This window comes from Saccharopolyspora soli, assembly GCF_022678645.1.
In the GTDB taxonomy this organism is placed as follows: Bacteria; Actinomycetota; Actinomycetes; order Mycobacteriales; family Pseudonocardiaceae; genus Saccharopolyspora; species Saccharopolyspora soli.
In genome coordinates, this window is record NZ_JALBWV010000060.1 from 18485 (window position 1) to 31799 (window position 13315).

At 69.5% G+C, this 13315-nt stretch carries 13 protein-coding genes; 5 read left to right on the top strand and 8 right to left on the bottom strand.

The annotated features are described in order from the left end of the window. Positions 1-4: 4 nt before the first annotated feature. Positions 5-874: a HalD/BesD family halogenase gene (locus MOQ72_RS33925; RefSeq protein ID WP_242189911.1), complete on the bottom strand. Its 870-nt coding sequence runs from the start codon at positions 872-874 to the stop codon at positions 5-7. 602 nt (positions 875-1476) lie between these two features. Between MOQ72_RS33925 and MOQ72_RS33930 the strand changes: the two genes are divergently transcribed. Then, positions 1477-1671 carry a hypothetical protein gene (locus MOQ72_RS33930; protein ID WP_242189912.1) on the top strand — a complete coding sequence of 65 codons (195 nt, stop codon included), beginning with the start codon at positions 1477-1479 and terminating at the stop codon, positions 1669-1671. Positions 1672-1757: 86 nt separating this feature from the next. Here the strand turns inward: MOQ72_RS33930 and MOQ72_RS33935 are convergent, their stop codons facing one another. After that, the gene (locus tag MOQ72_RS33935) at positions 1758-2351 is read right to left on the bottom strand and encodes a TetR/AcrR family transcriptional regulator (RefSeq protein WP_242189913.1); all 594 of its coding nucleotides are present in this window, start codon (positions 2349-2351) and stop codon (positions 1758-1760) included. Positions 2352-2448: 97 nt separating this feature from the next. On the opposite strand from MOQ72_RS33935, the gene MOQ72_RS33940 reads away from it, so the two are divergent. Continuing rightward, positions 2449-3687 carry a cytochrome P450 family protein gene (locus MOQ72_RS33940; protein ID WP_242189914.1) on the top strand — a complete coding sequence of 413 codons (1239 nt, stop codon included), beginning with the start codon at positions 2449-2451 and terminating at the stop codon, positions 3685-3687. Positions 3688-3873: 186 nt separating this feature from the next. Here the strand turns inward: MOQ72_RS33940 and MOQ72_RS33945 are convergent, their stop codons facing one another. The 4 genes from MOQ72_RS33945 to MOQ72_RS33960 form a co-directional block, all read right to left on the bottom strand. After that, positions 3874-5055 (bottom strand): macrolide family glycosyltransferase, encoded by a 1182-nt coding sequence (locus MOQ72_RS33945; protein ID WP_242189915.1) that lies wholly within the window; start codon positions 5053-5055, stop codon positions 3874-3876. A gap of 73 nt (positions 5056-5128) precedes the next feature. Beyond that, on the bottom strand, positions 5129-5746 hold the full coding sequence (locus MOQ72_RS33950) for a TetR/AcrR family transcriptional regulator (RefSeq protein WP_242189916.1): 618 nt from the start codon (positions 5744-5746) through the stop codon (positions 5129-5131). Between the two features lie 125 nt (positions 5747-5871). Then, on the bottom strand, positions 5872-7167 hold the full coding sequence (locus tag MOQ72_RS33955; protein WP_242189917.1) for a flavin monoamine oxidase family protein: 1296 nt from the start codon (positions 7165-7167) through the stop codon (positions 5872-5874). A 124-nt stretch (positions 7168-7291) separates the two neighbouring features. Next, entirely contained in the window at positions 7292-8368 is a 1077-nt protein-coding gene (locus tag MOQ72_RS33960) for an alpha/beta fold hydrolase (protein WP_242189918.1), read from the bottom strand. Between the two features lie 121 nt (positions 8369-8489). On the opposite strand from MOQ72_RS33960, the gene MOQ72_RS33965 reads away from it, so the two are divergent. After that, entirely contained in the window at positions 8490-9383 is an 894-nt protein-coding gene (locus MOQ72_RS33965) for a LysR family transcriptional regulator (RefSeq protein WP_242189919.1), read from the top strand. Positions 9384-9403: 20 nt separating this feature from the next. Here MOQ72_RS33965 and MOQ72_RS33970 read toward each other — a convergent pair whose 3' ends face one another. Continuing rightward, the gene (locus tag MOQ72_RS33970) at positions 9404-10735 is read right to left on the bottom strand and encodes an MFS transporter (protein ID WP_242189920.1); all 1332 of its coding nucleotides are present in this window, start codon (positions 10733-10735) and stop codon (positions 9404-9406) included. Between the two features lie 127 nt (positions 10736-10862). After that, positions 10863-10943: a putative leader peptide gene (locus tag MOQ72_RS45810; protein WP_372495608.1), complete on the bottom strand. Its 81-nt coding sequence runs from the start codon at positions 10941-10943 to the stop codon at positions 10863-10865. A 132-nt stretch (positions 10944-11075) separates the two neighbouring features. Between MOQ72_RS45810 and MOQ72_RS33975 the strand changes: the two genes are divergently transcribed. Next, complete coding sequence (locus MOQ72_RS33975; protein ID WP_242189921.1) at positions 11076-11837, top strand: 3,4-dihydroxy-2-butanone-4-phosphate synthase; 762 nt, start codon at positions 11076-11078, stop codon at positions 11835-11837. A gap of 216 nt (positions 11838-12053) precedes the next feature. Continuing rightward, complete coding sequence (locus MOQ72_RS33980) at positions 12054-13226, top strand: LLM class flavin-dependent oxidoreductase (protein WP_242189922.1); 1173 nt, start codon at positions 12054-12056, stop codon at positions 13224-13226. The last annotated feature ends 89 nt before the right edge of the window (positions 13227-13315 follow it).

Here is a 13315-nt window from a genome sequence, read left to right on the forward strand (position 1 = left end):
GACGTCAATCCAGCAACTGGTCGCCCCGCACCGCACGCCCCTCGGCGGCCAGGTGCTCGGGCAGCACCCGGCCGAAGATCTGCTTCGTCCGCGCGACGCTGCCGACGACGCCGGGGCGCTCGCTGTAGGCGAAGATAGCCGAATGCCGTGCCGTCCCGCCGCGCACGGTGGTCACCCGGTGCAGCGAGAAACGCCCTTTGAACAGCTGGAGATCACCGGGGCGCAGCGTCAGCCGACGGATCAAGTGCTCGCCGCGCCCGGCCAGCACCGCCCGGACGTCGGCGAAGTTCTCCGCGTGCGCGGATCTGATGTTCGGGCAGTATTCGAAGATCCCACCGGCTTCCGGTTGCTGGGTGAGCAAGCTGACCGCGAACTCGTTGGTGTCGAAGTGCCACGGGTGGTCCATTCCGGGGCGCACCACGTTGAGGCACAGCCCGGCCAGCGGATCCGCGAGTTCGTGGACGTCGGGCAGTTCGAAGCAACTGGCCACGAAGCGCTGGAACAGCGGGCTGGCGTAGAGCTGGTGGACGATGGACTGGCGGGGGATGTGGTCGCGGGCCACGAACGCGTTGCCGCGGGTCATGGTGGTGCGAGCGGGATGATCGTCCGGTAGCGGTGCGTTCGTGTCGATGTTGTAGGCGTTGACCACTTCGACGTCGTAGTGCGCCAGCGGCGCGATCTCGGCTCCCTCCATCCGCAGGTCGTGTTGCCGGGAAGGCAGGATGAAGTCGGGCAGCACGCTGCAACCGAGCTCCCGCAGGTCTCGCCGGGCCTGGCCGATGGCGTCCTGCCAGGCGGTGCTCGTCGGATCCGACAGCGGATACCGAGCCGTGTCGACCACCTGCGCCACCAGCCGAGCTTCCGTTGTGCTCATGAAGTTCCTCTCCACGGGCGAAGCTCACCCGCACCGGGTCCGGGGTTTTCGCGCATGCCGGGCGATCGGCGTCGACCGCACCGGCACCTCCGGATCAACGAACACCGCCGACGCCGGTTACTGCGCGCTTTGGCGCAATCCAGTGCGCGAATGCCGTTCTCCCGCCCCGGTTTCCCGCCGATGACCTGTCATTTCGCCGCAGCCCCGCGAGGATTCCCAGATCCCGTGATCGTGCCCATATTGTGCGGTTCGCCGGAGATCGGGTAACTGCGCCGAAAATCCCGAAGCCACAGGGGAATTCCGCTGTCGCGAGCGGCTGCGGTCGCAGTGCTCGAACCCCGCGTTCGGACACCCCCGACGACGACGCTGCCTGCCTGGGAGCTTTCTCGACGCGGACCTGCGCGCCGTCCTGCGCAAGCGGCTTGCAGGGGCGGGGTGCTACCGATTTCGCGCGAAATCGCTCCGTCCGCTGAGGTGGAGTCCGGCGCTGCCGCTTCCGCACGGGCGTGGTAGCCCCCGGCGCTTCCGTCACTCGATCGTGCGCGCTGCAGGATGCGGAGCGAGGATCTGTTGGTGAGCTGACGACGACGGACGGAGCGGACATGGACGACGAGACCCGCAGGCGTTTGGTGGAGGTTCGATCGTTGGCCGAGGAACTGCAACCCGAGGGGATCGAGGCCGAAATCGGCCGCGCCCGCGTCGAGGCGTACCAGGCGGGCATGCGCTTCGTCGCCGACTACGTCGAGAACGGACCGCAGGGCAACGACGGCATGGACATCCCAGTGCCGCGGCACTAGCCATCGGTGGTTCGCGCGGCGGTGCAGGTCGCGGCAGCTGGGAAGGCGCAAGCTCCGTCCACGCCACGAGCGGCTACCGCGATGTTTCAGGACGCGGGCCGGACCGCGGGCAGGATCACCTGGTCCACGATGTCCTCGATGTCTTGGGTGGACAACCGCAGGCCCCGCACCAGGCAGGTGTTGATGACGATGGCGGGCCCGGCCTGGACGACGAACGGGGTGGCCGCACCGGCTCGTATCTCGCCCCGCGCCGCCGCCCGTTCGAAGACGGTTTGCAGGGCCCGGACCCTTGGCGCGACTATCCGTTCGCGGGCCGCGGCGTGCAGGTTCGGTGACTGCTGCATGCCGCCGAGGATCGATGTGATCGCTGGCCCGATCGACCCGGTGAGCGTGTCGGCGATCAGCGTCAGGGCGGCGATCAGCTCCTCGCGGACATCGTCGGTCTCCGGGACGGTGGCGACATCGGGCAGCGCCTGGTGCACGGCGGCGATGACCAGGTCTTCCACCGAGCTCCACCGCCGGTACAGCGACGACTTCGCGGTGCGCGCCCGAGCCGCGACGCCTTCCATGGTCAGCCGCCCGTAGCCGACGGCGGCGAGCTCGGTGAGCACGGCGTCGTAGATCGCGGTCTCCAGGGCTTGGCCGCGCCGACGTTGACGGGTCTCCGGTGCGGATGTCACGCGAGCATCCTACGTTCCTCGTAAGAAACTGTTGCGTCTCTTAATGAGTGACAATAGCCTCAGATAGGTGACTATCGAGTCTCGTAAAGGGGTCATGATGACCGACTTGGATCTGTGGAGCCCGGAGTTCCAGGCCGACCCGTACCCGGCGTACGCGGCACTGCGCGCGAATTCGCCGGTCCACCGGCTGACCGGGCCGATGGGTTTCGAAACCTGGCTGGTCACCCGCTACGAGGACGCGCGCGCCGCGCTCGCCGATCCGCGGCTGGTGCGGGACATGGCGCACGCCCCGAAGTGGTTGCGGGACCAGGGCGTGGTCAGCGACGAGGGTGAAGGTCCGCTGGGCACCAACGTGCTCAGCACCGATCCGCCCGACCACACCCGGCTTCGCAAGCTCGTCGCCAAGGCGTTCACCCGGCGCCGCGTCGAGCAACTGCGGCCGCGCGTCCAGAAGATCACCGATGCGCTGCTGGCCGAGATGCCAGCGCAGGGGCAGCAAGTCGATCTGCTGACGGCACTGGCCTTCCCGCTGCCGATCACGGTGATCTGCGAACTCCTCGGTGTGCCCACCGAGGACCGCGCCGACTTCCGTGCCTGGACCACGGCGTTCGTCTCCGCGCCGCTCACCGAGGAAGGTGCTGCGCTGCGCGAGCAGGCGCGGGTGGCGCGGGAGAACTACCTCACCGAGCTGATCGAGCGCACCCGCGCGCGGATCGATCCGAGCGTGGCGCCGGACGACCAGCCGAACCTGGTGAGCGCGTTGATCGTCGCCGCCGACGAGCACGACCGCCTGTCGGCGCGGGAACTCCTCGGCACGATCCAGTTGCTGCTGGTCGCGGGCCACGAAACCACCGTCAACCTGATCGGCAACGGGATGCTCGCCCTGCTGACGCACCCCGACCAGTTGGCGCTGCTGCGCCAACGGCCGGAACTGCTGCCCTCGGCGGTCGAAGAGCTGCTTCGCTTCGACGGTCCCGTCGAGCGGGCCACGCCTCGGTTCGCCGCCGAGGACGTCGAGATCGGCGGGGTGACCATCCCGGCGGGCAGTGTCGTGTCCGTCGTGCTGGGCTCGGCCGACCGCGACCGCGCGCACATCTCCGACGGGAACCGGCTCGACGTCACCCGCACCGACCGGGGGCACCTCGCCTTCGGCCACGGCATCCACTACTGCCTGGGCGCATCGCTGGCTCGGTTGGAAGGCCAGATCGCAATCGGTGCCATGCTGGAACGCTTCCCGGACTTGGCGCTCGCCTGCCGTCCCGAAGAACTGCGGTGGCGACCCGGCGGTGCGGCCAACGTCTTCCGCGGCTTGGAAACCCTGCCGCTGCGCCTCTAGAGACTGTTTCCAGGAGTGGTTTGCGTTGCGGTGCGGGTAGCGGAACCTCAGCAGCCGCCTCGACTCCGGGATCCTGGACATCATGAATGCCCGTCGTGGCCGTCCTTGCGAGCCGACTGCTGAGAACCCGCCGCGGTGCCAGCTGAGTCCCACACCGCAAGCGGCTACGCCCGCTTACAAAACGGCCTAGCCCGCCAGGTGGGCTTCGATGGCATCGGCGGCGGCCACCGCGCCGTCGGTGCCGCGCAGCGTCTTGCTCATCTCCGCGACATTGGCGCGGATCTGCTGGTCCGCGTGCACTTCGTCGACGGCCTGGCGAAGGGCCTCCGCCGAACGGCCGTCGCTGGCCAACCGGCGTCCCATGCCCAACTGCTCGACCTGACGTGCATTGGCCTCCTGCTCGGGTTGCTGCGGCACGCCCACGATCGGCACTCCGGAGCACAGCGATTCCATCGTGGAGTTCATGCCGGTGTGGGAGAGGAACAGGTCGGCTTCCTGCAGCACGGCGGGTTGCGGGAAGTAGTCGCGGATCTCGAAGTTGTCCGGGATCGGACCGAGATCGGCCGGGTCGACCTGTTCACCGACGGCCATCGCCACCTGCCACCGGCCGTCCCCGAAGGCCCGCAGGCAGTTCCGGAAGAACTCCGGCTGGTTGTTGAACGCGGTGCCGAGCGAGATGAACAGCAGCGGCTTGGCGTTGTCCGGTCGCCGCCAGCTCGGGTCGACCACGCGGGAACCCAGCGACGGGCCGACGAAGCGGAACCGCTCGTCGAAGGTGTCCCCGGCGAACTGGAACTCGCGGGGGATGAACACGATGTTCAGCGATGCGGGCGGGCCTTCCAGCGGGTTGGCGGACTTGACGCCCAGATCGGCGGCGAGCCGTTCGTGGACCTCGCGCATCCGCTGGAAGATCTGCCGGTACTCCGGTGGCAGCGGCGTGGACGCGTTCGCCATCAGCTCGGAGCGCAGCGAGAACTGCTCGTTGCTGGCATAGGTGGGGTGCAGGGCGATGTCGGGCAGGCCCATCCGCTCGGCGACGAACCGGCCAGCCATCGTCATCGCGTCGAAGCACAACGCGTCCGGTCGATCGCCGGTCAGGTGCTCTTCGAGGAAGGCGACACCCTCGCGGGCCGTGGCAATGAACCGGTCCATCATCTCGGCCAGCTCAGCCGGGTCCATGTTGGGTGGGCGATTGGGCATCTCACCGGGCATGGGCAGCAGCGTCGCGCCGGCGGATTCGACGGCGTCACGGAACTTCTCGTTGGTGGCGTAGGAAACGCGGTGGCCGCGGCGGACCAGCTCCTGCACCAACGGCAGCGTTGGGTTGACGTGCCCGTGGCCGGGCATGCTGACGAAAGCGAAGTGCACGGGAATTCCAAACCTCGTGGTCTGCGGTGGACGATTGCGGCGGGGCGTTGACCGGTGTGCGCGTGCGACCCGATCAGGTCTTGGCCAGCGCGCCGTGCAGCAGCACTTCGACGCGCTTGCGGATGCCCGCCGAGCGGTCTTCTTCCGGCTTCGCGGCGAACCGCATCCCCGTCACCAGTGCGAGCAACATCTGGGCGAACTCCTCGACCGGCACCTGGAGCCGCGGTTCGTCCGGGGCGAGCGCGTCGGTGACCGCCTCGGAGATGTTCCGCATGAATTCCGCCCTGGCATCGGACGGGGTCCGGTCGGTCGGTCGGTCCCGGCGGACGTCGTAGCCGGTGGTGACCAGGGTCTGCATCAGGTCGCCGAGCCGGGTGAAGTGTTCGAGGAACAGCGTCCCGACCTCGTTGAGCCGGTCGGCCAGTTCCCCGTCGCGGGGCACCTGCCGGATCGCCGCGCACAGCTGGTCGGTCCGGAAAGCCTCCGCAACGCAGGCGCGCAGCAGTTCTTCCTTGTCGTTGAAGGCGCGGAAGACCGTGCCCTCGGCGATCCCGGCGGCCTGTGCGATCTGCCGGGTCGTGATGTTCGCGCCGTGCTCGACCAGCAGCGGTAGAACGGCCTGCACGATGGCCGACCGCCGCTGGTCGGGGCTCATCGCCGGTGCCCGGCGCCGGGACTGCTCCGCGCTCACGACGTCAAGCCTATGAGTGAGCACTCACTCATGCAAGGTGCATCGGCTCACACCTGCTCGGCGGTGTGGGGTCGTGAGTGCGCAACCCGGCTCCAACCCGGCTGTCCACTCACGAGCAAGACGGGTTACGAGACGCGCAACGCGGCGTTCACCTGCCCGGCGGCGCGCAGGCCGCTTTCCACCGCGCCGTCGATGAAACCCGCCCAGCCGTTGGCGATGTCGGAACCCGCGAAGTGGATCGGGCCGTGCGGCTGCTGCAGGGCCGCCAGGTACTTGGTGAGCTGACCTGGGCGCTGCATGGGCCAGGTCTCCCGGGAGAATTCGTCGGCCATCCAGTTGTGCCCGGTGACGTCGACGACCTCCAGATCGTCCCGCCAAGCCCGGAGTGCGCGTGCGACGCCCGCTTTGTCCGTGGGATCGAGGTCGTGCGCGCGGGTCCCGAAGGCGACGAGGATGGTGTCACCGTCCACCGTGTACTCGGGTCGGACGAAGGTCAGGTCGTGGTCGTCCGGCGCGTAGCCGGTGAACGCCGGGACTTCGCCGCGTACCCGGATCCAGGTCTTCAGGCCCTGCGACGCGGTGCGTTCGGCGCTGGCGGCCTGCTTCGCGGCGGGCAGCGCGGGTTGGAAGTCGATGCTGTCGAGCACGTTGAGCGGCAGGGTGCAGATCACCCGCTTCGCGGCGAGGCGAGTGCCGTTGGCCGTGGTGACTGTCGTACCGCTGTCGGTCCGGGCGATGCCGGTCACGACCGTGCTGAGCCGGATGTCGGCATTGCTGTCCGCGGCCATCGCGGCCGCTAGCGAAGCGGTGCCCGCGGTGAGCCGGTAACCCGAGGTGGCCTCGTGCAGCAGTCGCCAGTTGCCGGAAGCCGCCGCGCACCACCGCATCGCCTGGCTGAGCCCGGAAACGACGGCCGGGCCGTTGAAGTGCTCCGCCCACACGCCGATGTTCACCTCGCGCTCGGCGGCGGTGAGTTCGAGCCGGTCGAAGTAGTCGGTGACGGACTGGTGATCGATCTGGTCGAGGTCCGGTCGGCGCAGCGGCTCGTAGGGGCGCTCGAACCAAGTCCGGCTGTCCGCGGCGAGCCGGTCCATGCTGCGCTCGATCAGGGCGTCGAACTCCTCGGGGCTGCCGCGGTGCGCCCTCCCGTCCGCGATCCACAGGACGGTCGTCGAACTCGGGCTCGGCTCGATGTGCTGCTCGTACCGGGTGATTTCGCTCCACGTGTGCGGCTGCAGCCAGTGCACCCAGGTGCCGCCCATCTCCAGGCGTCGGCCGAGCCGTTCGTCGGTCCAGGTGCGACCCCCGATGCGGTCGCGGGCTTCGAGCACCGCCACCGACCGGCCGCGCAGCGACAGCTCGCGCGCTGCGGTCAGCCCGGCGAATCCGGCGCCTACGATGACGACGTCGTAGGAGTCCATGCGCGCCCCCGTTTCCCGTTGTCAGTTGCGCATCCTCGTCCGGCGGGTCGCAGCACGGCAATCCGCCGGACGAGGATGTGGACGAGTTCGGCGTCAGCCTAGGGGCGCGCACCGCGAATTCGCGTCATCGGCTTGCCAGGAACTCGCGGACTTCGTTGACGAATTGGGTCCGGCCGCGTTCGGCTCGATCGAGGTGGACGTAGTGCGTGGCGTCGTCGAGTTGGACGTTGCGGACGGCGCGGGCGTGGACCAGGTGCGACGCCAGCAGTTCGGGGTCCTCGGGGCGGCTCCAGAAGTCGTTCTCGCTGCGCAGGATCAGCGTTGACGCGGTGATCAGGCTGGCGTCCCACAGCTGGCGCCCGGTGGCGAGGTAGAAGCTGTCCTCCATCGCGCCGGTCGGCGCGCGGAAACTGGCCGGGGTGCGGCTCTCGCTGGTGGGGTCGGAGGCTAGCGCCGCCGTCACGTAGGCGTGCACGACGGCCGGGTCGCGCCATGCGTCCTTGTCCTCGATGGGGATGCTGGCGTCCCATGACGGCAGCAGGCTTTCGCCGGTGCTGAGCCGGTAGGCGCCGAATTGGGCCGCGTTGAACCGGCCGGGGTGCTCGGGATCCTCGGAGTCGCTGCCGCGGCCCATCGTCGGGTGCCCGTCGATCGGGCCGTACAGGGTGTTGTAGAGCACGAGATGGCTCACCCGCTCCGGGTTCGCGGCGGCGTACTGCCCGAGCCAATGCCCGCCGGTCGCCCAGCCGAGCAGCGCGATCTTGTCGTCGTCGGTGGGGGAGCGGTCCGCGATGCGGTCGACGACGGCCGCGACGTCGCGGACCACGGTATCGGAACGGACCGCCGGTGGATTGGCATCCGGCGGAGCCGAGAGCGCCTCCGGCCGCGTGGAGCCGCCGTAGCCGCGCGCGTCCATGATGAAGACCGGGTGCCCGGCGTGCGCGAGATCGGCGGCCAGCGACCCGCCCGCGACGGGGAGGTCGAAGCTGGCGACACCGGGCACCCTGGCGCCGTGCAGCAGCAGGACGGGACGTTTCGGCCGCTGAGCCGACGTGTTGCGAACCTCGCGCACCGCGATGTGCACTCCGGCGTCGCTGCGCACGCTGAAGTCGTTGCGGACCAAGCCCGCCTCGGCGCTGTCCCCGCCGGACAACGACGCCGCGGCGATCGTGACGGCGACGGACGCGATTCTGCCGATCATGGAGTCCTCTCCTCGTACCAGGTTGAGCTCCCTCGATACTCGCGGCGAACCGGCCCATCGATATGCGGCATAGGCAAAGACCTCGATATCGATATCCTCGGGATATCGAAAGGAGTCGGCCGTGGAGCTCAGGCATTTGCGGTACTTCGTGGCAGTGGCCGAAGAACTGCACTTCGGCCGCGCCGCGCAGCGGTTGGGCATCAAGCAGCCGCCGTTGAGCCAGCAGATCCGGGCGCTGGAGGACGATCTGGGCGTGGCGCTGCTCGACCGCAGCAGTCGGCGGGTGCGCCTGACCCCTGCCGGTGAGACGTTGCTGCCCGCCGCCCGTCAGGTGCTGGCGTCGGCCCAGGCGGCCCGCCAGACCACCCGCAACGCGGGGCGTGGCGAAACCGGGGGGCTGGTCGTCGGCTTCGTGGGATCGGCGACCTTGACGCTGCTTCCCCTCGCGCTGCGCCGGTTCCGCGATCGCTACCCGCGGGTGGTCCTGACCCTGCGGGAGATGGCCACTGCGGAGCAGGTCCGCGCGCTGCGCGACGGTGTCCTGGACGTGGGCTTGCTGCGTCCGCCGCTACCCCTGGGGGATACCGAGACGATCAACGTCGAGTCGGTGGGCGCCGAACGGCTGCTGGTGGTGCTGCCCGCCGGCCACCCGCTGGCCGCTGAGCGCAGCATCGCCGCGGAACGGCTCGCCGCCGAGCCCTTCGTGCTGTTCCCGCGTGAGCTCGGTGCCGGGTTGCACGACCAGATCCTCAGCTATTGCAACGAAGTCGGGTTCACCCCGACCATCGCCCAGGAAGCCGTGCAGATGCAGACGATCGTCGCGCTCGTCGCGGGCGGACTCGGCATCTCGATGGTGCCATCATCGGTCGCGCTTCAGCGCCGCCCCGACGTGGTCTACCGCCAGCTGCGTCCGGCTACCCGGATCGTGCACCTCGCCGCCGCCCACCGGCGCGACAACCTCAACCCGGCCGCGCGCAACTTCCTGGCCATCACCCAGGAACTCGGCCAGCAGTAGGCCCGCAGGGCCCACGGCCGTCAGTGCCGGGTTCCGAAGTAGAGATCGCGCGGCCGCAGCGCCAATGTCGCAGCGGTGCCGATGGCTCCCGTGAGGACCAGGTACGCGCACGCCCACCACGGCGATCCACCGCTGGCCGCCAGCAGGGCGGTGATGATCAGCGGGGTGAGGCCCGAGGCGTAGATACCGGAGAACTGGTACACGAAGGACATTCCGGTGTATCGCAGGCGGACCGGTGCGAGTTGCGCGTACAGCGTTCCCTGGGGCGCGTAGAGGATCGCGTGGATGACGCCCAGCACCAGGACGATCACGAGACCGGTCAGCAACGGGTCGCGCGTCTGGAAGGCCAGGAACGCCGGATACACCGACAACGCGAACAGCGACGCACCCAGCGCGTAGGCCCGGCGGGGTGTCCACCGGTCGGCGAATTGCCCGAAAACGGGCAGCAGCACGGCCAGGACGATCGCGGCCGCCATGACGGCCACCAGGACACCGGTGCGCGGCAGGTGCAGCGTCGAGGTCGCGTAGGACAGGAAGAACACCGCCCAGGTGTTGAAGGCCGCGCCCTCCGCCCAGCGGGAGAGCAGGCCGAGCAGCGTGTTGCGCCGGGCGGTGCGATCGCGGAAGAGATCCAGGAACGGTGCGCGAGAGGTCTGCCGCGCTGCCCGCACCTGCTCGAAGGCCGGGGTTTCGGCGACGCGCAGCCGGATCACCAAGCCGACGAAGACCAGCACGATGCTCAACCCGAACGCGATCCGCCAGCCGTAGCCGAGGAACTGGTCCTCGTCGAGGACGATGCCGAGCAGGGCGAACAGCCCGGTACCCAGGCCGAGCCCGAGGGCGAGTCCGACCTGCGGCCACGCCCCGTACTTGGCCTGCTTGCCCGGCGGCGCGTACTCCACGGCCATCAGCACCGCCCCCGCCCACTCGCCGCCGATCGCCAGGCCCTGCACCACGCGCAGCAGGACCAGCAGGACAGGCGCGAACAAGCCGATCTCGGCGTAGGTCGGCAGCGCTCCCATCGCGGCGGTGGCCACGCCCATCAGCAGCATCGTGGTGACCAGGGTCCGTTTGCGGCCGATGCGATCGCCGATGTGTCCGAAGAGGACACCGCCGAGCGGGCGTGCGACGAATCCGACGAAGAAGGTCGCGAACGCCAGCATGGTCGACACGGTGGGGTTCTCGGTGGGGAAGAACAGCTTGTCGAACACCAGGCTGGCGGCCGTGCTGTAGAGGAAGAAGTCGTACCACTCGACGGTGGTGCCCACCAGGCTGGCCGCGATCACCGTGCGGACCTGCCGCACCGGCACTGGCCGGGACGCGGGAGGGTCGATGTGCAGACCGGCGGTCATTCCTGTCTCCTGGGGATCGGCCGCTGTCGGCCGTGGCGGCGGAACCGCGATCGGCACGCAATGCCAGCGCCGGAATTCGACCTCGTCGTCCGGAGCGGTCAGCAGCGGTGTTCTCGAACCGGGGCGATCAGGACGCCGGACACGCCGCCGAGGCCACCCGCAGCAGATCCACGTGGTGGCGATTGGTCAGCAGCGCCGGTCGAAGCACACGCTGACGCTATGGAGGCGATCGTCGCGGTGTCAAGCACGGGTCAGCACATCACAGCCGAGCGCAGCGCGGTTTCCAGCTGGTGAGACGTCAACCCCAGCCGTTGACGTTCGCCAGCCGGGGTGGCAATGCTTGCAGGGACCAGGTTCGCGGGCCGATGTGGACGGTGGCGCCGCCTGGGTTCGTGGCCAGGCGGAGGTTTTCGAAGGGGACGAGTTGATCGATCAACGGGATGCCGCATTGCTCGATGTCGGTCGTCCGGGCGAGATCGGGCTGATCGACTTGGCGGTGCAGGAGATCGCGGCTGGTCGAGCGGCGGTCGTGCACGGCTTCGCGCACGGCGACGGCGGTATCGTGTTCGCGGCGTCGCGAGCGAGCACCGAGTTGACGGCCTTCACCGTGCGCCATTCGTCCGGTTTCCTGTGCGTCGCGCTCCCGAGGCAGCGCTGCGATGAGCTTGCGCTGCCGCCGATTTTCCCCCGCGCGCAAGAGAGTCCGGCTGCGACGGCTTGCGTCACTGTGGACGCCAGCATGGGTGTGAGCACCGGCATCTCCGCGTCGGACCGGGCCAGGACCGCTCGTTTGCTCGCGGCGCCCGAAGCGGTGCCCGCCGACTTCACGCGGCCTGGGCACGTCGTGCCGGTGGCCGTCGGAGACGGTGGCGTGCTCGACAACGCGGGGCTCGCCGAGGCAGCCGCCGACCTCGCCGTACTCGCCGGTTCAGCGCCGGTCGCGGTGTTCGCCCACCTGGTCAGCCCGGCGGATGCGACCCGGATGGCCACCGACGACGAACTGCGCCGGTTCGCCGCTGCGCAGCACATCGCATCCGTCGGCGTGGCGGAGATCGAAGCCGCGCGCCGTTCCGCCAGGTGGGACGGCCGGACCGCCGGTTGACACCCCCGGTGGGCTCTGCTGCGATTGCGCCGTGCTGGTCGCGGCATTGTTCACCAAGCGTCGCCACGTGGATTTCCACCGCGTGGCGTCGCAAGCGTGTCGCGGCTGACCTGGTACCACCGCCGTCCGGTCGGCGGACCTCGGCCGGGTAGGCCATCCGTCGACATTGGACACTCGGGCGGTTCGAAGACCCGGCGCCTTCTCCTGGAGAAACAGATGTCTTTGACGTTCCACTGGTTTCTGCCGACCTACGGTGACAGCCGGTACCTGGTCGGCGGTGGCCACGGAGTGGCCACGACCAACACGGCGGCTGGGTCCCGCCCGGCGACGCTGGCCTACCTCGGCCAGATCGCCCGCAGCGCGGAACAACTGGGCTTCGAGGGTGCGCTGACACCGACCGGAGCGTGGTGCGAGGACGCGTGGCTGTCGACGGCTATGCTGGCGGAGGTCACCGAGCGGCTGAAATTCCTGGTCGCATTTCGCCCCGGCCTGCTGTCGCCGACGCTGGCCGCTCAGATGGCGGCGACGTTCCAGCGGCACTCCGGCCAGCGGCTGCTGCTCAACGTGGTGACCGGGGGCGAGAGCAGCGAGCAGCGCGCCTACGGCGACTTCCTCGACAAGGCGGCCCGCTACGCACGCTGCGACGAGTTCTTGCACGTCGTGCGGGCGTTGTGGCGCGGGGAACGGGTCGATTTCGACGGCGCGCACATCCGGATCGAAGGCGCGGAGTTGACCCGGACGCCGGAGCCGGTGCCACCGCTGTACTTCGGCGGATCGTCACCCGCCGCCGGTACCGTCGCCGCCAAACACGTCGACGTTTACCTCACCTGGGGCGAACCGCCGAGCAAGGTTGCCGAGAAGATCCAGTGGATCCGGGCGCTCGCCGCCGAGCAGGGGCGCACCCCGCGCTTCGGGATCCGGCTGCACGTCATCAGCCGCGACACCAGCGAGCAGGCGTGGGCGGAGGCGCAGCGACTGCTGGACGCCCTCGACCCGGCGACCATCTCGCGGGTGCAGGAAGGCTTGGCGCGCAGCGAGTCCGAGGGGCAGCGACGGATGCTGGACCTGCACGGCGGCTCGACGGCGAACCTGGAGATCTACCCGAACCTGTGGGCCGGTGTCGGTCTGGTTCGAGGCGGCGCCGGTACCGCGCTGGTCGGCAGCCACGCCGAGGTCGCCGAGCGGATCGAGGAGTACCACGCGCTCGGCATCGACGAGTTCGTGCTCTCCGGCCATCCGCACCTGGAGGAGGCGTACTGGTTCGGCGAAGGCGTGCTGCCGATCCTGGCGCGCAAGGGCCTCTGGCGGCACCCGGCCGGTGCGGTCGAACAGGCCCCGGCGAGCATCCCGTTCGCCGGGGTGTCGCGCTCTCCCGCTGCCACGTCCTGATCGCGTCCCAACGGACGCGACCGCGCAACCGGGCCGAAGCCAACCCCACTTTGTCCCCAACACGGTGCGGAGGAACGGGGTGAGGGGCA

Bases quoted from the DNA above. Each gene is read 5' to 3' on its own strand.
- MOQ72_RS33925 (WP_242189911.1), bottom strand. From the start codon at position 874: ATGAGCACAACGGAAGCTCGGCTGGTGGCGCAGGTGGTCGACACGGCT.
- MOQ72_RS33930 (WP_242189912.1), top strand. From the start codon at position 1,477: ATGGACGACGAGACCCGCAGGCGTTTGGTGGAGGTTCGATCGTTGGCC.
- MOQ72_RS33940 (WP_242189914.1), top strand. From the start codon at position 2,449: ATGACCGACTTGGATCTGTGGAGCCCGGAGTTCCAGGCCGACCCGTAC.
- MOQ72_RS33955 (WP_242189917.1), bottom strand. From the start codon at position 7,167: ATGGACTCCTACGACGTCGTCATCGTAGGCGCCGGATTCGCCGGGCTG.
- MOQ72_RS33960 (WP_242189918.1), bottom strand. From the start codon at position 8,368: ATGATCGGCAGAATCGCGTCCGTCGCCGTCACGATCGCCGCGGCGTCG.
- MOQ72_RS33970 (WP_242189920.1), bottom strand. From the start codon at position 10,735: ATGACCGCCGGTCTGCACATCGACCCTCCCGCGTCCCGGCCAGTGCCG.
- MOQ72_RS33980 (WP_242189922.1), top strand. From the start codon at position 12,054: ATGTCTTTGACGTTCCACTGGTTTCTGCCGACCTACGGTGACAGCCGG.